The organism is Geodermatophilus maliterrae (assembly GCF_041018925.1).
GTDB classification, from domain to species: Bacteria; Actinomycetota; Actinomycetes; order Mycobacteriales; family Geodermatophilaceae; genus Geodermatophilus; species Geodermatophilus maliterrae.
In genome coordinates this window covers 1-17,280 of the sequence record NZ_JBFNXQ010000104.1, presented here as the reverse complement: position 1 = coordinate 17,280, position 17,280 = coordinate 1, and the positions used below count along the sequence as shown (strand labels likewise).

The window sequence follows — 17,280 nt, the reverse complement described above, 5'->3', positions numbered from 1 at the left end:
CGCCGCCGAGGCCCTGGGCCGGATCGGCGACGACGCCGCCGTCGACGTGCTGGCCGCCGCGGTGGCCGGCGAGGACGACGCCGTGCGCGCCGAGTGCGCCGACGCGCTGGCCGGCGCCGGCGAGGACGGCCGCGCCCGGCTGGCCGGGCACGCCTGGCGCTCCGGCACCGTCGGCGAGACCGCCCGCGCGGCACTGTCCAACCGGCCGCGCCCCCGCGACGCCCGGATCCGGACGGCGGCGTGATGCGCGAGACGCTGACCGGTCTGGTCACCACCCTGAACTGGGGGGTGCTCGGCTACGTCCTGCTGCTGGACACCTCGATGCTGCTGCTGGTGCTCGTCGGCGCCCGCCGGGTGGTCACCAACCTGCGCTGGGCCGGCTCGGAGGGCCTCGACCGCGTCTTCGCCAGCCCGCTGACGCCGGGCATCTCGGTGCTCGTGCCGGCCCACGACGAGGAGGCCGGCGTCCTGGACACGCTCGCCGCCGTCCTCGCGCAGCGCTATCCGCTGGTGGAGGTCGTGCTCGTCGACGACGGCTCCACCGACCGCACGTTCGACCTCGTCGCCGAGCGGTACGGCCTGACCCCGGTGACCCCGCGGTGGACGGCGCACACCCCGGTCGAGGGACGGGTGCTCTCGGTGCACCGGGCCACCACCGGCGACCCGCTCACCGTCGTCCGCAAGACCAGCGTCAGGCGCCGCTCCGACGCGCTCAACGCCGCGCTCAACCTGGCCCGGCACCCGCTGGTCTGCATGGTCGACGCCGACTCGTTGCTGGAGCCCGACGCGCTGCTCAAGGTGGCCCGGCCCTTCATCGAGGACCCGGAGCACGTCGTCGGCGCCGGCGGGGTGATCCGGACGGCGAACGCCGCGCTCACCGACCGCGGCGCCGTCGTCGAGCCCAGGCTCTCGCGCCGCTGGCTGGTGCGCATCCAGGCCGTGGAGTACCTGCGCTCGTTCCTGCTGGGCCGCACCACCTGGGCCGACGCCGACGCGCTGCTGATCATCTCCGGCGCGTTCGGGCTGTTCCGCCGCGACGCCGTCGTCGAGGTCGGCGGCCTGGACCCGCGGTCGCTGGCCGAGGACGCCGAGCTGGTCGTCACCCTGCAGGAGCACCTGCGCCGCGCCGGCCGGCCCTCGCGGATGGTGTTCGTCCCCGAGACCGTCTGCTGGACCGAGGTGCCCGAGACCTGGTCGGTGCTCGGCCGGCAGCGGCAGCGCTGGTCGCACGGGCTGGCGCAGCTGCTCTGGAAGCACCGGCGGATGGTCGGCAACCCCCGTTTCGGCGCGGTCGGCCTGCTCGCGCTGCCGTTCTTCCTGGTCTTCGAGCTGCTCGGCCCGGTGGTGGAGGTCGCGGGCCTCGCCTCGGTCGCGGTGGCCGCCGTCCTCGGGTTGCTCGACCCCGGCACCGCCGCGCTCATGGTGGCCGTCGCGCTCGCGCTGGGGGTGCTGGTGTCGACCGCCGTCGTGGCCGTCGAGGAGTTCACCTTCCACCGCTACCGCAGCGGGAAGGACCTGCGCGCGCTGCTGCTGGCCGGCGCGGTGGAGAACCTCGGCTACCGGCAGGTGCACGCCTGGTACCGGCTGCGCGGGCTGGTGGCCGCCCTCGCCCGCCGCGACCCGGTGTGGACCGCGATGCCCCGGACCGGCTTCACCACCGCTGCCTCCGAGGCGTAGGGGCGACCCCACCTCCCGCGACGTCGGGACGGGCCCCCGGACAGGCGTGCGGCCCGTGTCCCGTGCCCGGGGCCCCGTGCTCCGGCCGTGCGAGGACCGACGCCGACGACCTGCTCGAGACGCTGCACGGCGCCGGGTGATGAGTTCTCGGGCCGTCCGCCGTCACACAGACCATGAGCTCCCTCACCGACGACCTCCGGCCGCTCGACGAGCAGACCTCCGGCGCCCGCGTCGAGCCGCACCGCCGCGAGTTGCACGTCCACTGCTACCGCCTGCTCGGGTCGTTCGAGGAGACCGAGGACCTCGTCCAGGAGGCGTTCCTGCGCGCGTGGCGCCGGCGCGAGACGTACGAGGGCCGCCTCGACGCGCTCGACGAGCGCCCGCGGCGGCCGAGCGCGAGCGGCGAGGTCGCCTGGATGCAGCCCTACCCCGACGAGCTCCTCGAGCAGCTGCCCGACCGGCGCGGGGGCCCGGAGGACGTGGCGCTCGCCGAGGAGACCGCCCGGCTGCTCGAGACGACAGAGGCGTCGGTCGACTCCGCGCCGCAGCGTGCGCGGGCTGGGTGGCGGGAGAGCCTGCCCGAGGACCGCGAGGCGTGGCGACACGCCGCCCAGCCGACCGCAGCCGAACGGGAGCTGCTCGCCCGCCACGTCGAGTGCAGCGAGCGCGCCGACGCCGCGGGCCCGGACGGCGGGTTCGGATCGGAGGCGTTCGGCAGCATGCGTTGCGTGGTCACCCGCGCCAACGGTCAGCCCGCGGTCGCGGGCCACCTGCGCGAGCCGGGCGACGCCGTACACGAACCGCTGGCGATCGACGTCCTGCCCGTGCAGGACGGGGTCGTCACCGAGATCGTCACCTTCGACGGCGCGGGGTTCGAGCACTTCGACCTGCCGGCCACGCTCAGCGCGGCGGTCGGCACGAGATGAACGCCCCCGCCTCGATCACCGTCACGCCGGTCTTCGTCGCCGACCTGCTCGCCGTGGGCGAGCGGATGCCGGTCCACGTGCACGTCATCGACCATCCCGATGCGCGCGTGCTGGTCGACACCGGCCTGACGCAGCTGCATCCGGCGGTCGCCGACCTCGATCCCCGCCTCCGGCCACTGAGCGAGCAGGACTTCGATCTCGCCGGCATCGACATCGTCGTCAACACACACCTGCACTTCGACCACTGCGGCGGCAACCACCTCTTCACCGGAAGGCCGATCCACGTCCAGCGTCGGGAGCTCGACGACGCGCGGGGCGAGGACGACTACACCGTTCGCGAGTGGGTCGAGGCGCCCGGCGTGCGGTACGTGCCGGTCGACGGCGAGCTCGAGCTGCTTCCCGGGCTCCGACTCGTCCCGGCGCCGGGCCACACGCACGGCACTCAGGTGGTGGTCGTCGAGACCGGCGGGCACCCGGTCGTCGTCGGCGGCGACGTGGCAGTGTGGTTCGGCGAGCTCGACGAGCCGCACACCGAAGGCCAGCTGCGGGTGCGGGCGCTCGACCCCGAGCTGGTGTGGCTCGCGCACGAGCACCAGCCATGGCGACCCCGCACCGTCTGAGGCATCACGCCGGCGCTCTGTGGGTCGTGGAGTGGCATCCACGTCGTCCGCAGCGGGACCGGTACTCGGAACCAGTCGGATGGGGTCAGCTCGGCCGCCGAGCGGCGAGGACGACCTGGGCCGGAAGAGCGGGGGCCGATGGACTCGCAGGTGTCGGCGGCAGCCGCAACTCGGCAACCGCGTGGAGGCCGGCCCGGGACAGGAGGGTGACCAGTTGCCGGGGCTGCCACAGACGGGTCGTCCAGGTGACCGGCACCCCGTAGACCTCGGTGCGCTCGATGTCGCCGTCGCCCACGTGCGTGCCCAGCAGGAGCTGACCGCCAGGGACCAGCGCCCGGGCGAACGAGGTGAGCACGTCCGGCAGCACGTCGCGGGGCAGGTTGAACAGCGACCACCAGCCGAGGACACCACCGAGGGATCCATCGGCCAGGTCGAGCTCGGTGGCCGAGGCAACGGCGAACCGCAGGGCAGGGTGCAGCCGGCGGGCGTGCGCGATCATCCGCGGCGACAGGTCGACACCGGAGACGTCGACGCCCAGCCCCGCGAGGTGGGCGGTGACCGTTCCCGGGCCACAGCCGACGTCGAGCACCGGCCCGAGAGCGCGGACGTCCTCGGCGAACGCTCCGAGGGTGGCGCGCAGCCACGGGGCCGGCGCCAGGTCACCGACACTCATCGCGACGTAGTCGTCGGCCACCCGGTCGTAGGACGCCCGAACTGTCTGCAGGTCCGCGGGCTGGACACCTGAGTCGGACACGAAGACCGAGGCTAGAGGCCCATCAGGGCTGACGCGCAAGTCGCAGATCCCCGCATGTCGCCGCTCGGGGGGTCCCCTGCGGGACATCGGCGGGCGGCTGCCCCCCTGGGACACCGCCGTAGCGGAGTGGACCTGCGGGCGGCGCTGCGGTGCGGCACGGCGAGCAGCGGCGCTCACGGTCACCACCTTGACAGGCAAGCGAAGACTTGCCTATAACGGTGCCCGTGGACGCGGACCCCGACCTGTTCAAGGCCATCGGTGACGCGACGCGACGCACCATCCTGGACGAGCTGACCGACAAGGACGGTCAGACATTGTTCGAGATCTGCGGCCGGCTGACCATGAAGCACGGCCTGGCCTCCTCGCGCCAGGCCATCTCGCAGCACCTCGCAGTGCTCGAGCAGGCCGGCCTGGTGCACACCCGGCGACAGGGCCGGTACAAGTTCCACCACATCGACACGAGCCCGCTTCGCTCGATCGTCGAACGGTGGCACATCGACCGAGAGGACCCGAACCCGTGATCCGCATCAACCTCACCAGCGTGTGGGTCGACGACCAGGCCAAGGCGCTCGACTTCTACACCAGCAAGCTGGGGTTCACGAAGAAGACCGACGTGCCCGCCGGCGAGCACCGCTGGCTCACCGTGGTCTCCCCCGCCGACCCGGACGGCGTCGAGCTGCTGCTGGAGCCGGACGCCCACCCGGCGGCGCGCCCGCTCAAGGAGGCCCTGGCCGCCGACGGGATCCCGTTCACCCAGTTCGCCGTCGACGACGTGTACGCCGAGGTCGAGCGGCTCAAGGGGCTGGGCGTGCAGTTCACCCAGGACGCGACCGACTACGGGCCGGTGGTCACCGCCGTCCTCGACGACACCTGCGGCAACCTGATCCAGCTCGCCACCATGAAGTAGTTGCTCACTCCCGACGGGAGGCAGCCGGACCAGCCGGCCGCTGCGTCGGCGGAGGGGATCGCGCGCCGTAGGTTGGGATCCGTGCCCAGCGACCCGCCGTCGGACGCCGAAACGGTCTACCGGATCGCCACTGCCAACCGGCTGCTGGCCGCCGGGATGTTCGCGGACCTCACTCAGGAGCAGTGGCGCACGCCGAGCCTGTGCGCCGGATGGACCGTCCGCGAGATCGCAGCCCACCTCCTCGAGCCCCTCGAGGCCAGGATCGGCACGGTCGGGCTGCTGACCAACCTGGTGCGCTATCGCGGCTCCCTGGACCGCATGGTCGACGAGACGGCCCGCAGGGTCGCGGCCCGACCCACCGACGAGATCGTCGCCGGTCTGCGCGAGCGGGCCTCGACACGACTGAAGCCGCCCGTGGTCGGGCCGGCGGGTCCGATGACCGACACCTGCATCCACCTCCGTGACGCGGCCCGTCCCCTCGGCCTCGACGTCTGCCCGTCTCCGGCGAGCTGGCGTCCGGCCCTGGACTTCCTCGTCTCCAGGCCGGCCGCCAGGGGCTTCATCCCTCGTGACCGACTCGCCGGCCTGTGCTTCACCGCGACCGATCAGGACTGGCGGCACGGCGACGGGCTGGAAGTCCTCGGTACCAGCGAGGCCATCGCCATGGCTGTCTCCGGACGCGCCACCGCCCTCGACGACCTCGCCGGCCCCGGCGTCGACGTGCTCCGTCCCCGGATCGCGCGGGCCTCACCCGCCGAGCCGTAGGTCCGACCGACCCGGGACCGGGCCAGTGTGTCGCAGGACGATCCCGTGCGAGACGTCGGCGGCCGGCTGCCCCGGCCCTCCCGAACGTCGCCGTGGCGGGTTCGGTGCGGGACACGCGGCGCCGCGGCGGCCCGACTGCTCCGAGCCAGCCGGAGCGGTCGCAGCTGTCGGGATCCCGGCAGCGACCCGGCGGGGCGGTGTCGGATCGAGGGTGAGGCGACCGAGTCCGAGCCTGCGAGGATCGTCGGGTGCGACTCGAGCAGACGTTCGCCTGGCGAGGACGTCGGGTGAGATGGGACGTCTGGGGCGATGGCCCACCGGTGGTGTTCTGCCACGGCACCCCGTGGTCCTCGGCGCTCTGGCACCCCTTCGCCGACGCGCTGAGCCCCTGGTTCCGGGTCCACCTGTGGGACATGCCCGGATACGGCCAGTCCTCGATGGAGGCCGAGCACCGCGTCTCGCTCGACGTGCAGGGCGACTTGCTCGCCGATCTCATGAGCCACTGGGGACTGGACCGGCCACACCTCATCGCCCACGACTACGGCGGGGCCGTCGCACTGCGCGCACACCTGCTCCACGGCGCGCTCTACAGCTCCCTGGCCCTGGTCGACGTCGTGGCGCTTGCGCCGTGGGGCTCGGAGTTCTTCCGCCTGGTCCGCGACAACGCCGAGGTCTTCGCCGCCCTGCCGGCCGCTGTGCACGAGGGCGCGGTGCGCGGGTACATCGAGGGAGCCAGCCATCGCGGCCTCGACGAGCGTCAGATGTGCACGCTGGTCGAGCCGTGGCTCGGATCGCTGGGCCAGGCGGCGTTCTATCGGCAGATCGCACAGGCCGACCAGGCCTACACCGACGAGGTGGAGCCGCTGTACGGCTCGCTGGCGCTGCCGGTCCTCATCGTCTGGGGTGCCGAGGACACCTGGCTCCCGGTCGACCGGGCTCATGCCCTGGCCGAGGCGATACCCGGGGCCCGTCTGCAGCTCGTCCGGGATGCGGGGCACCTGATCCAGGTGGACGCTCCCGAGCGACTTGCCACCGTCCTGCACGGTTGGCTCGCCGAGCAGCGACAGCGCCCGGCCTGAGTGAGGCCACGGCGCTTCCCGCAACCGGATCCCCCGCGGGACACCACGACCACGCTCGCGCACCGCCCCAGGGGTCGCCGGTAGCGGTTCGGCTGCCGGCACGCCGATCCTCGGTCAGTGGTCGCCTCGGGGGCAGCAGGATCTGGAGGAGTCGATGGAGCAGGTCGCGCAGCTGTTCGCGCCGAGTCTGCGGTAGGGGCTCGAGAAAGCGCTGGTCGCAGTCAGCCAGGGCCTCGGCGGCCCGGGCGCGCAGCCGGTCGCCGGCCTCGGTGAGCGTGACTCGGTGGGCCCGGCGGTTGGCGGGGTCGGGGACCCGGCGGATCAGGCCACGTGCCTGCAGGCCGGCGAGCAGCTTGACGGTGCTGGTCCGGTCGATGCCCAGCGCCGCGCCCAGCCGGTGCTGCGCCGAGGGGGCGCCACCCTCCAACACGGCCAGGACGCCGTACTCCCGGCCGGACGGGCCCAGCCCGGTCAGCTCCTGCTCGCCCATCGTCTGCGCACGGGCCAGCGCCAGCTGGAGCAGGAACGCGACCCGGTCAGTCAGCGTGGCCGGCAGGGCCGGTGGGTCGGGCGGTGTGCGCACCCAGCACCCCCTCCGGTGTTGTCAGCACCGCTGACGTTCCGCTGATCGCCCCTCGGGAAATTCTCGTGCGCGTGCTGGTGACTGGAGCGACCGGCTTCCTCGGATCGGCCGTAGTGCGCGCGTTGCGCGCCGGGGGACACGAGGTGCACGGCCTGGTCCGCGATCCGGTGCGAGCCGGCTCGGTGGCCGCCACCGGCGCCGTCGTGCACCGCGGGGACATGCTGGATCCGGCCTCCTACGTACCGCTGGTCACCGACGTCGACGCCGTGATCCACGCAGCGCAGCTCGCTGTACCCGGCCGGCTCACCCCGGCCCGGTCCCGTCGACTGTTCGACGCCGACGCGCTGATGACCCACTCACTCGCCGACGCCTGCTCACAGTCCGGTCGGCGGCTGGTCTACACCGGGGGCTGCTTCGACTGGGGTGACCACGGCGAGGACTGGATCGACGAGGACACCCGCTCACCCCCTCCCCGATGGGGATCGGACACGCGCGCCAGGCCGTCGACCTGGACCGGCGTCACCGCGAGGAGGGCCTGGACGTCGTCCGGCTGTCCCCGGGATTCGTCTTCGGCCCCGGTGGGCTGCTCGCCTCCGCGTCCGTCGAGCAGGCCCGCAACGGCCAGCTGCGGTGCATCGGCCGGGGCCGGAACTGGTGGAGCTGTGTGCACGTCGAGGACCTCGCCGCCGCCTACCTCGCCGCGCTGACCCGCGCGCCGGCCGGCGCGGCGTTCGCCGTCGTCGACGATGAGCCGCTGCGACTGCGCGAGCTCACCGACCTGACCACCGACGCCCTCGACCGCCCGAGGGTCGGTACCGCTCCACCGGCCCTGATCAGCCTTCTCCTGGGCCGCACCCTGGTCGCCAGCCTGGTCACCTCGTTCCGGATCAGCAGCGCCCGCATCCGCGAGCAGCTCGGCTGGACTCCGACCAGAGCCCGGTTCCGCGACCAGGTCGCCGCCACCGTCGCCGCAACTCCCTGAGCACAACGCGAGCCAGGCTCCCGACACCGGGCGCTCGGCCGGGCCGGGGAAGCCCTGCAGGTGGACCAGCCAGTCGTCCCGGTGGTCGACCGCTGTTCGGTGATGGCGGTCTGAGACCTCCGACCCGTCTCTGAGGGCGGCCTCAGGGACAGTGGCCTCAGCTTCCCGCTTGCCGTGCACGAGACTGCTGGACGCGTCTGCGCCGCAGAATGATCGCCTTCGGCCGACACCTTGAGGACCACCGCTTCCTGCAGATGAGGACGCGGAAGGTCCGTCCCATCGGCGCCGCCTGGGTGGACACTGCTCCCCCATGCTGGCGTCTCGCCAGGAGAGCGTCATGACGAGCATGTGCAGAGATCCCCGTCGCATCCATGCCGGGCCGCCCTCACCCGCCGACGCCTCGCGATCCCGGGGTGGCTGTCCGCCGACAGGGGATCGGAATGGCCCTCGTCCCGAGGCTCCCGCGCCGACGGCTTCTGAACGCGTTGCAGGCGAAGGAGGGAAGCATGCGATCAGTGGACGTGTCCGCCGTGTTCCCGCTGAGTCCTGAGGAGACCTGGGACTTCCTGTTCGGCGACCAACTGCGCCACATCGTGCAGTTCTCCCCGACGGTCGCAGCCGTGGAGGAATTTGAGATGCGCCCGGACGGGACACCCTTCTACAGGATGGTCAACAAGCTCGGCCCGCTCCGCAAGCGAAGCACCTCCGACTATTTCATCCACGAACGCCCGACCCGGTCCGCCAACCGCGTTCTCGGCCTCCCAGTGGGTGGCGAGTTCCACATGACGTTCGAACCCGTTCCAGGAGGGACCCGGGTGAGCGGGCATTGGCAGGTGCAGGCACAGAACCGGCTGGCCGGCGCGCTCCCACGCATGATGCACCCGCTGTTGACCTGGTACCTGCAGCGCGAACTGCGCGCTTGGGCTCGGGGGGCCGAACCCAGGGACAGGATTCCCTGATGACCGCATCGGCCATCCCCCGAACGACGTCATGCACGCCTGGCCCGTGGGACGTCAACCCTGCATGACACCCCATGTGTCGCTCACCGGATCACAGGGAGGTTTCCATGCCGATCGACAACGACGTCTACAACAGGCACGCCGCTGGGTGGTGGGACGAGGACGAACCGCTCAACCTGCTGCACGGCAGCGTCACCCCGGCGCGCTTCGGCTACTTCGTCGCTGTCTTGCACAGGCTCGGGCGGGACCCATCCGGGCTTCGCGCCCTCGACATCGGCTGCGGAGGTGGATTCCTCGCGGAGGAGTTCGCCCGACTGGGATGTCGAGTCGTGGGCGTCGATCCGTCCGCGCCCTCCCTTGAGACCGCTCGCCGTCATACAGCACAGTCCGGGCTGGAGATCGACTACCGCGTCGGCTCCGGGGAGGACCTGCCAGTGCAGGACGGTGAATTCGACCTCGCCTATTGCTGCGACGTTCTCGAGCACGTCACCGACCTCAACCAGGTGATCCGCGAGACCGCTCGTGCGCTGAAGCCCGGCGGGATCTACCTGTTCGACACGGTCAACCGCACGTGGGCCAGCAAGCTCCTGGCCATCAAGGTCATGCAGGAGTGGCGCATGACGCGCGCGTTCGACACTCCAGTGCACGAGTACGACATGTTCATCACGCCGAAGGACCTCAGCACCACGATGACTCGCCACGGTCTGCGCCTGCACGAGACGGTGGGATTGGGACCACGAGCCAAGAACCCGGCGAGCGCTGTCCTCGGCTTCATGCGAGCCCGACGGGGACAGGTGTCGTACGGGGAACTGAGCCGCAAACTCAACTTCGGGCAGACGAAAAGCAAGGCGGTGTCCTACATGGGTTATGCGACACGGGAGGCCCAGTAAGAGCTTGTCTCACGTGGATGGCCGGTGATCTGCGAGGTGTTGTCCGGTCGTGGCAGAACGACTGGGCCTGGAGCTGGTGCCCGACGGGTTGTGGAACATCGTCGAGCCGTTGATCCCGGCGCAGCGCGAGCGCCCGCAGGGCGGCGGCACCCGGTACATCGAGGACCGGGCGGTGTTCACCGCGATCGTCTACGTGCTGACCACCGGCTGCGCCTGGCGGCACCTGCCAGCGGAGTTCGGCGTCGCCCAGGCCACCGCGCACCGCCGCTTCGTCACCTGGACCGAGGCCGGACTGTGGTGGCGCCTGCACCGAGCGGTGCTCGACCGCCTCGGCGAGCAGGGGGCGATCGAGTGGTCCCGGGCGGTGGTCGACGCGGCCAGCGTCCGGGCGAAAAAAGGGGGCCCGCTGACCGGGCCGAACCCGGTCGACCGCGGCACACCCGGCTCCAAGCTGCACGTGCTCACCGTCCCCCGCAAGCGGGAGGTGCCCTCAGCCGGCGGGCCTGCCGCTGGCCGTGGCGACCTCGGCGGCCAACACCCACGACAGCCTCGCACTCATCCCGCTGGTGCAGGCCATCCCCGCGATCCGCTCCCGGCGCGGACCGCGCCGGCGGTGGCCGGCCAGGCTGCACGCGGACAAGGGCTACGACTACCCACACCTACGGGTCTGGCTGCGCCGGCGCCGCATCACCCCGCGCATCGCCCGCCGCGGCGTGGAGACCTCCACCCGGCTGGGCCGGCACCGCTGGGTCGTCGAGCGCTGCTTCGCCTGGCTGACCGGCTACCGCCGGCTCACCCTGCGGTACGAACGCTCCGCCCGGCTGGTCACCGCATTCCTCACCCTGGCCGCCACGCTGACCTGCTACAAGAAGCTCGGCACGTGAGACAAGCTCTCAGCAACAGCTTCCTAGGCAGGATCGTCGAGGTGTGCCTGGTCACCGAGGACCACCGGCGCACGATGGAAGGCCTCGCGCGCCTCGGGATCGGCGCGTTCCGGGTCTACACCTTCGACGCCGGCAACACCGTCGATCGGACGGGACTGCCCCCGGTTCTGGTGACTCCTCGCCGGTGAGGGCTGGGGCGCCGCAAGCCGGCCTGATCCTGATCCGCCACCTTGCCCACACCCTGATCAGGGAGGCGACCGAGCCGCAGCACTCACTCTCGATCATCGAGGTCATCACCCGGTTGGGCTCCCCGAACCCCGCGAAGACGTTACTGGAGGAGGCCTTCGACATCGGGGGGGAGCGCAATGACTCGTGGGGCGGGACGGCGCCGGCGGCCGCTCCATCGGCTGGTGTCCGTCGAGGGATCCCGTATCGGACGTCGGCGCCGCGCCTTCGGCGTTCACCCAGGCGCCGCCCGCGCGACGGCGCGGTACACCTGTCGGGCGCGGTCGAGCACTGCGACGAGGTCGCCGAGCTGGCGCTCGCGCCGCTGCGGGTCGAACCGGCCGTGCTCGGTCACCAGTGACTGCAGCCCATCGAGCACGGCGAGGCACCAGCAGGCGGACTCGGAGCGCGCGACGCGGCGCCCGGCGACGTCGACGTACACCGGGGTGGTGTGGGCGAACACGGGTGCGCCGACCGTGTAGGGGTCGTCGTCGCCGTGTGCGGCGGCCGCCAGCCAGGACCCGGCCTCACCGAGCACCACCTCGTGGTGCAGCTCGTCACCGGCAGTGGCGGCGAGCTCGCCGTCGGGCCCGTAGAGCACCAGTCGCCGTACACCGGAACCGACCACCTGCACGCGGACGGTCAGCCGCTCGCCCGGCCGACGGTCGAGGACCGTGCCCGGGCCGTGCCCGTCGACGTCGAGGGTGAGCCAGGGGCCGTTGGTGACGACGGTCCGGCCGGCGCGGATGGCGTCGGCGAACGCCGCTGCCGACAGACGGGCACCACCGAGCTTCGCGTAGACCCGGCCCCAGCCCGGTGGGTTGGAAGCGGGGGCCGGACCATGGGCGAAGGAGAGGAAGGTGTCGGTGCCCGCGGTGGCCGCCAGGCGCAGCCCGCAGGAGAGCAGGTGGTGGTAGAGCACCAGCGCGCCGCGGTCGTCGAAGCAGGAGACCAGCTCGATGGCGTCGACCACGCCCAGCGCGGCGTCGGCCACCAGCTCGCGTGCCTCCACCGTGCGGTGGGGGCTGAGCAGGTCGTCGGCCTCGGCCAGCGGTGAGTACACGGGGTGCGCATAGGTGGTGGCGGCCCCGAGGGCCCGCATCTGCTCGCACGCGACGCTGTTCGGTGGCCAGTCCCACGGGTGCTCGCTGCCCTCGTGGCCGGTGTGCAGCACATCCGGTACCCCGGCTAGACCCAGCCCGTGCACGTGCCCGAGCAGGTCGTTGCGGTACTCCAGACCGGCACGGGCGACCATGCCGTCGCGCGCCCACAGGTCGGCACCGGCAGTCGACTCCAGCAGCTCCAGGTCGTAGACCAGTGATCCGCCGAGGTTGCCGGCCGTGAGGTGCATCAGGTGCAGGCCCTCGCCGCGTTGCATCCGCGCGGCGTCGACGGGGTGCACGACGTGATCGCCGCTGTAGTTGAGGTGCACGTGCAGGTCCGCACTGAACCAGCCGTCCGCGGCCGGGGCGAACCGCCGGGCCGGCCGGTAGTCCAGCTCGACGGTCTGGCCGGGGGTCGGTTCGGGCGCGAACTCCTGCCGCTCGAACTCCAACCCGCGAGCGGCGGTCACGTGCAGCGGCCCGGCCGGCACGGCCATGGTGACCGTTCCCGGGTCGGTGTGGAAGAACGGCCGGTCGTCCGCGTCCCACTTGCGCGGTACCCCGCCCGCGAACCACGCGCCGCCGGTGGCGTCCAGCACGGACCAGCGGGCCCCGTCGGGGCAGGTCAGCCGGAGCGTCGCCGCCGGAGTCGCGACGACGGCCCCGTCGACGTCCAGTCGCTCGGGACCGCACACGACCGCGATCGGCGGCGCGTCGGCGTCGAGGTCGAGGGTGCACAGGCCGGCGCCTCCGGTCGGCACGGCGACGTCCTCGCCCGCCACCGTGACGGCGACGTCGCGGTCGAGTCCGGAGTCGATCACCACGTCGACCTGGACCGCCCCGCCGGCGATCCCCGGGCGGGGCGGGCCGAGGCGCGCGGAGGGGGCGCCGTCCGCGTCGATGGAGACCAGCACCAGACCCGCGGGGACGACGTCGCCGACTGCGGCGCGGACTGCTCCCGCCCAGTCCCCGGTTCCGGCGAACTGGTCGAAGACCGGCCCGAGCCGGGAGAACCGGGCCCATCGGAAGAAGTCCGGCAGCGCCTGCTCGCCCCAGCCGAAGCCCTGCTCGTCGCGCATCCGGCGGTAGCGCGCCACCATCTCGATCACCGCGGGCGGCAGCCCCAGCACGCCGTCGTCCTCACAGCACATCGCTCTCCCCTCCCGGGGACCCGGCACGTCGCCGGGCCCTCGTGAGCCGGCGCCGCTCGTACAGACCCTGCGAACGCGCGGAAGTCATCGCGAGGAGCCGGCTGGGATCGCGTGGTGGTCGCTGCCCTCAGGCGCGCGGTTCGCGGCCGACCGGCTGCCTCGGCTCGCCGAACAAGGGCTGCGCGGCGCGGAGCGGGGCGTGCACCGGTGCGGCGGCCGTGACCGGCAGCGGCGCGCCGTCCACGACGACGGTCACCGGCCCCTCGCCGCGCACCAGCGTGACCGTGGTGCCCTCCCGCGTGGTCTCGACGCGGAGCAGCCTGCCGCGCCAGGTGAGGTGGTAGGCGGTGCGCGCGAGCGAGGACGGCAGCAGGGGCGCGATCTCGAGGTCCTCGTGGTCCTCCCGCAGCCCGCCGAGACCGGCGGTGAACGCCAGCCACGCCCCCGCCACCGCGGCCAGGTGCAGACCCTTCGCGGTGTCACCCTGGACGTCCCGCAGGTCGACGAGGGCGCACTCCCTGAGGTAGCGCAGCGCGAGGTCGGGGTGCTGCGCCTGGGCGCACACGACCGCCTGGACGGCGGCCGACAGGGAGGAGTCCCGGACGGTGCGCGCCTCGTAGTGGTCGAGGTCGCGGGCCACCTCCTCGGCGGTGAAGTCGTCGCGGCACCACCACAGCGCCTGGACCAGGTCGGCCTGCTTGAGCACCTGACGCCGGTAGAACGTGGCGTAGTGGTGGTGCTCCTGCACCGGGTAGGCGTCGCGCTCGTCCTCGAACCGCCACTCGGGATAGGCCGTGAAGTTCTCGTTCGCCGGGTGCACGCGCAGGCCCTCGTCCCACGGGACGTGGACGGCCTGTGCGGCGGTCCGCCAGGTGGCGGTCTCGCTGTGGTCCACGCCCAGCTGCGACGCGCGCGCCGCCGAGCGGGTGCACGCGTCGGCGGCGCGCAGCAGGTTGTGCCGGGCCATCAGGTTGGTGAAGACGTTGTCGTCGACGACCCCGGTGTACTCGTCCGGCCCCGTCATCCCGAAGAGGTGCCAGCCGCCGGCCGCGTCCTCGTGGCCCAGCGACATCCACAACCGCGCCGTCTCCACCAGCACCTCCAGGCCGCCGACGGAGTCGAGGTCGGCGCCCGTGACGCCGCAGTAGAGCCAGAAGGCACGGGCGACGTCGGCGTTGACGTGCATCGCCGCCGTGCTCGCCGGCCAGTACGCGGAGACCTCGCGCCCGCTGATGGTGCGCCACGCGAAGGCCGCGCCGTCCAGCCCGAGCGTCCCGGCACGCTCGCGGGCGAGGTCGAGCGTCGAGGCGCGCCACCGCAGCAGCCGTGCCGCCGCGTCCGGGCGCAGCAGTGCCAGGGCGGGCAGGACGAACCCCTCGACGTCCCAGAAGGTGTGGCCGCTGTACCCCGGCCCGGTGAGTCCCTTGGCGCCCACCGGGGCGCCCGAGATGCAGGCGGCGGAGCAGAACAGCTGGAAGACGGCGAAGCGCAGCGCCTGCTGGAGCTCGGGGTCGCCGTCGACCTCGACGTCGGCCGTCGCCCACAGCTCGTCGAGCACGGCCCGCTGGCCCGCGAGCAGGCCGTCCCACCCGAGGTCGAGCGCCGAGTGCACGGCGGCCGACGCCTGCCCCGCCAGGGAGTCGGCCGCGGCGTCGTGCGACCAGGCGTACCCGACGACCTTGAGGATCGTGAGGCTCCCGCCGGCCCGCAGGTCGGCGGCGACCGTGGTGACGACGTGGTCCGGGTCGAGGTGTGTGCTCACCCGCCCGCCGTCGACCTCGTGGTCCACGGCGGCGGCGAGCCCGATGCCCGACCGGCGCGTCCGGACGGCGACGACGCCACCGCTGTCCGCGCGGACCTCGGCGAGCGGCTCGAAGGCGTCGTCGAGGGCAGGCGCGACACGCGGGTCGTCGTTGTCCACGCCCGTGGGCGTGACCTCCCCGGAGGCGAGCTCGGAGCGCACGACGACGTGCGCGGGCCCGTCCAGGGCGCGGACCTCGTACCGCACGGCGCAGATCGACCGCTCGACGAGGGAGACGACCCGCCGCGAGGTCACCTCCAGCGACGTGCCCGAAGGGGCCGTCCAGCACACACGGCGGTCGAGCGTGCCGGTGCGCAGGTCCAGCGTGCGTTCGTGGACCTGCGGCCGGACCTCGCGCACGTCGAGCGGGACGCCGTCGACCAACAGGCGCAGCGGCGTGCCGTCGGCGACGGTGAGCATCGCCTGTCCCTGCTCGGGTTGCCCGTAGCCGCCCTCGGGATAGGACAGCGGGTGGACCTCGTAGACCCCGGACAGGTGGGTGCCGCGCATGGCGTGGGGCTCGACCTCGTCGAGCGTCCCCCGGATCCCGACGTAGCCGTTGGAGAGGCTGAAGACGGACTCGGCGACGGCGAGCGTCCCGGGGTCCACGTGTGGCTCGCGGACCAGCCACGGGTCGACGTCGAGTCTCAGGGCGCTCACGTGCGGTCCTCGCCGTCCTCGTCCGGGCACGGGACGGACGCCGGGGCCGGCGTCCCGCTCCCCGTCCTACCGGTCGGCACCCCTCCGGCGCGACAGGAGGCAGCGGCCGCCCCACCTCGGAGGCACCGCCGCCCCCGCGTGCCGCGCCGCCCACCCGGTCCTGCCCCCGGAGGGTGAACCGCCCGGGGACGATCCCTCCACCCGGACCGCCGCCGCGCCGATGGAGCAGCTGTGGACCTGCCTGCGATCCTGCGCCCCCGTGACGAGGTGTTCGCCGCCCGAGCCCTGGCGGCGATGTTCCTCGGCTCCGCGCTGCTGCTCGTCACGTACGTGCTGGTGCAGCCCACACCCCTGCCCGAGGGTGGCGTGGCGGTCGCGGTCGGGCTGCTCACCGGGCTGGTCGCCTGCGGCGTGGCGCTCGTCACCGTCCGACGGCAGGTGCTGACCAGGCTGTGCGTGTGGGTGGTGCTGCCGGTCGCGGGGCTGGGCGTCATCAGCACCGTGGCGGCGCTGATGCCCGAGCGGCTCGACCTGGCCCACCCCCTCTTCGGGCTCGTCATCCTCTACACCGCCTCCCAGCTGCGCGCTCCCGTCGCCGCCGTGGTCACCGCCCTGACCATCGGGTGCGACGTCACGGTGCTGGCGCTGATCGAGCCGCCGGCGGAGGCGCTGGTCGACGCGGTGTTCATCGGCACGGTCCTCGCCGCCACCGCCGGGCTCATCATCCTGTTCAGGAACCGGGTCGAGCGGCTGATGGGCGCCCTGGAACGGCAGGCCGCCGTGGATACGCTCACCGGCCTGGTGACCCGGCGGGTCCTCGACGACGCCCTGTCCAGCGCCCTGTCCGCGTCCTCCACTCCCGAGGGGACGGCGCTGGTGCTGGTCGACGTGGACTCCTTCAAGTCCGTCAACGACTCGTACGGCCACCCCGTGGGCGACGACGCGCTGGTGCACCTGGCCGGCCTGCTGCGCCAGCACGTGCGCTCCGGCGACGCCGTGCTGGGGCGCCTGGGCGGCGACGAGCTGGCCGTGCTGCTGCCCGGTTGCTCGCTCGCGACCGCCGCCGAGCGGGCCGAGCACCTGGTCACCGCCGTCCGGGCCACCCCCCTGCAGCTGACCGACGGGACCCTGCTGGCGTTGTCGGTGAGCGTGGGCGTCGCGCACGCCCCGCAGCACGCCACCGAGTTGCGGACCCTCTACGCCGCGGCCGACGGCGCCCTCTACGAGGCCAAGCGCGCCGGCCGCGGCCGCGCCGTCCTCGCCTCCTGACGCCCGCGGGCGGGAACCGGAGGAGCGGCTCGGCGCGCGATCAGG

17 protein-coding genes and 2 pseudogenes are annotated in these 17,280 nt (G+C 73.0%); 15 read left to right on the top strand and 4 right to left on the bottom strand.

The genetic code is table 11. The annotated features are described in order from the left end of the window. The 4 genes from ABQ292_RS22265 to ABQ292_RS22250 form a co-directional block, all read left to right on the top strand. A partial coding sequence (locus ABQ292_RS22265) for a hypothetical protein (protein ID WP_369209897.1) occupies positions 1–244 on the top strand: 244 nt, incomplete at its 5' end. After that, positions 244–1,677, top strand: a complete 1,434-nt coding sequence (locus tag ABQ292_RS22260; protein ID WP_369209896.1) for a glycosyltransferase family 2 protein — start codon at positions 244–246, stop codon at positions 1,675–1,677. The genes ABQ292_RS22265 and ABQ292_RS22260, both read left to right, overlap by 1 nt. Before the next feature lie 173 nt (positions 1,678–1,850). Continuing rightward, positions 1,851–2,603: a sigma factor gene (locus tag ABQ292_RS22255; protein WP_369209895.1), complete on the top strand. Its 753-nt coding sequence runs from the start codon at positions 1,851–1,853 to the stop codon at positions 2,601–2,603. Beyond that, positions 2,600–3,223: an MBL fold metallo-hydrolase gene (locus tag ABQ292_RS22250; protein WP_369209894.1), complete on the top strand. Its 624-nt coding sequence runs from the start codon at positions 2,600–2,602 to the stop codon at positions 3,221–3,223. Before ABQ292_RS22255 ends, ABQ292_RS22250 begins: the two co-directional genes overlap by 4 nt. Before the next feature lie 85 nt (positions 3,224–3,308). On the opposite strand, the gene ABQ292_RS22245 is transcribed toward ABQ292_RS22250, so the two are convergent. Continuing rightward, on the bottom strand, positions 3,309–3,977 hold the full coding sequence (locus tag ABQ292_RS22245) for a class I SAM-dependent methyltransferase (RefSeq protein WP_369209893.1): 669 nt from the start codon (positions 3,975–3,977) through the stop codon (positions 3,309–3,311). Between the two features lie 224 nt (positions 3,978–4,201). Between ABQ292_RS22245 and ABQ292_RS22240 the strand changes: the two genes are divergently transcribed. The 4 genes from ABQ292_RS22240 (at position 4,202) to ABQ292_RS22225 (ending at position 6,728) form a co-directional block, all read left to right on the top strand. Continuing rightward, the gene (locus ABQ292_RS22240; protein WP_369209892.1) at positions 4,202–4,498 is read left to right on the top strand and encodes an ArsR/SmtB family transcription factor; all 297 of its coding nucleotides are present in this window, start codon (positions 4,202–4,204) and stop codon (positions 4,496–4,498) included. Continuing rightward, positions 4,495–4,884: a VOC family protein gene (locus ABQ292_RS22235; RefSeq protein ID WP_369209891.1), complete on the top strand. Its 390-nt coding sequence runs from the start codon at positions 4,495–4,497 to the stop codon at positions 4,882–4,884. The genes ABQ292_RS22240 and ABQ292_RS22235 overlap by 4 nt, the downstream gene beginning before the upstream one ends. 81 nt (positions 4,885–4,965) lie before the next feature. Beyond that, positions 4,966–5,649 (top strand): maleylpyruvate isomerase family mycothiol-dependent enzyme, encoded by a 684-nt coding sequence (locus tag ABQ292_RS22230; RefSeq protein WP_369209890.1) that lies wholly within the window; start codon positions 4,966–4,968, stop codon positions 5,647–5,649. 287 nt (positions 5,650–5,936) lie between these two features. Beyond that, the gene (locus tag ABQ292_RS22225; RefSeq protein ID WP_369209898.1) at positions 5,937–6,728 is read left to right on the top strand and encodes an alpha/beta fold hydrolase; all 792 of its coding nucleotides are present in this window, start codon (positions 5,937–5,939) and stop codon (positions 6,726–6,728) included. A 271-nt stretch (positions 6,729–6,999) separates the two neighbouring features. Here ABQ292_RS22225 and ABQ292_RS22220 read toward each other — a convergent pair. Further along, a pseudogene (locus tag ABQ292_RS22220) lies at positions 7,000–7,218 on the bottom strand (MarR family winged helix-turn-helix transcriptional regulator); the annotation flags it as partial. 71 nt (positions 7,219–7,289) lie between these two features. On the opposite strand from ABQ292_RS22220, the pseudogene ABQ292_RS22215 reads away from it, so the two are divergent. The 6 genes and pseudogenes from ABQ292_RS22215 to ABQ292_RS22190 all read left to right on the top strand — a co-directional run. Beyond that, positions 7,290–7,769 (top strand): annotated as a pseudogene (locus ABQ292_RS22215) (NAD-dependent epimerase/dehydratase family protein); the annotation flags it as partial. Between the two features lie 17 nt (positions 7,770–7,786). Further along, positions 7,787–8,293, top strand: a complete 507-nt coding sequence (locus tag ABQ292_RS22210; RefSeq protein ID WP_369209889.1) for an NAD-dependent epimerase/dehydratase family protein — start codon at positions 7,787–7,789, stop codon at positions 8,291–8,293. 371 nt (positions 8,294–8,664) lie between these two features. Beyond that, positions 8,665–9,252 carry an SRPBCC family protein gene (locus tag ABQ292_RS22205; protein WP_369209888.1) on the top strand — a complete coding sequence of 196 codons (588 nt, stop codon included), beginning with the start codon at positions 8,665–8,667 and terminating at the stop codon, positions 9,250–9,252. Positions 9,253–9,359: 107 nt separating this feature from the next. Then, positions 9,360–10,142 (top strand): bifunctional 2-polyprenyl-6-hydroxyphenol methylase/3-demethylubiquinol 3-O-methyltransferase UbiG, encoded by a 783-nt coding sequence (gene ubiG, locus ABQ292_RS22200; RefSeq protein ID WP_369209887.1) that lies wholly within the window; start codon positions 9,360–9,362, stop codon positions 10,140–10,142. A 61-nt stretch (positions 10,143–10,203) separates the two neighbouring features. Continuing rightward, a protein-coding gene (locus ABQ292_RS22195) for an IS5 family transposase (RefSeq protein WP_438940620.1) occupies positions 10,204–11,026 on the top strand; the annotation gives its coding sequence in 2 pieces (ribosomal slippage) (positions 10,204–10,641 and positions 10,643–11,026; 822 coding nt in all). 41 nt (positions 11,027–11,067) lie between these two features. Continuing rightward, positions 11,068–11,214: a hypothetical protein gene (locus tag ABQ292_RS22190; protein WP_369209886.1), complete on the top strand. Its 147-nt coding sequence runs from the start codon at positions 11,068–11,070 to the stop codon at positions 11,212–11,214. A gap of 272 nt (positions 11,215–11,486) precedes the next feature. On the opposite strand, the gene ABQ292_RS22185 is transcribed toward ABQ292_RS22190, so the two are convergent. After that, complete coding sequence (locus ABQ292_RS22185; RefSeq protein ID WP_369209885.1) at positions 11,487–13,484, bottom strand: CehA/McbA family metallohydrolase; 1,998 nt, start codon at positions 13,482–13,484, stop codon at positions 11,487–11,489. 148 nt (positions 13,485–13,632) lie between these two features. Continuing rightward, the gene (locus tag ABQ292_RS22180; protein ID WP_369209884.1) at positions 13,633–15,966 is read right to left on the bottom strand and encodes a glycoside hydrolase family 65 protein; all 2,334 of its coding nucleotides are present in this window, start codon (positions 15,964–15,966) and stop codon (positions 13,633–13,635) included. A 231-nt stretch (positions 15,967–16,197) separates the two neighbouring features. Here ABQ292_RS22180 and ABQ292_RS22175 point away from each other — a divergent pair, with 231 nt between their 5' ends. Next, positions 16,198–17,235 carry a GGDEF domain-containing protein gene (locus ABQ292_RS22175; RefSeq protein ID WP_369209883.1) on the top strand — a complete coding sequence of 346 codons (1,038 nt, stop codon included), beginning with the start codon at positions 16,198–16,200 and terminating at the stop codon, positions 17,233–17,235. Positions 17,236–17,280: the final 45 nt, after the last annotated feature.

What these genes read in the sequence shown, in the direction of transcription:
- ABQ292_RS22210 (WP_369209889.1), top strand. Translation starts at nt 7,787, where the DNA reads ATGGGGATCGGACACGCGCGCCAGGCCGTCGACCTGGACCGGCGTCAC.
- ABQ292_RS22250 (WP_369209894.1), top strand. Translation starts at nt 2,600, where the DNA reads ATGAACGCCCCCGCCTCGATCACCGTCACGCCGGTCTTCGTCGCCGAC.
- ubiG (WP_369209887.1), top strand. Translation starts at nt 9,360, where the DNA reads ATGCCGATCGACAACGACGTCTACAACAGGCACGCCGCTGGGTGGTGG.
- ABQ292_RS22260 (WP_369209896.1), top strand. Translation starts at nt 244, where the DNA reads ATGCGCGAGACGCTGACCGGTCTGGTCACCACCCTGAACTGGGGGGTG.
- ABQ292_RS22205 (WP_369209888.1), top strand. Translation starts at nt 8,665, where the DNA reads ATGCCGGGCCGCCCTCACCCGCCGACGCCTCGCGATCCCGGGGTGGCT.
- ABQ292_RS22255 (WP_369209895.1), top strand. Translation starts at nt 1,851, where the DNA reads ATGAGCTCCCTCACCGACGACCTCCGGCCGCTCGACGAGCAGACCTCC.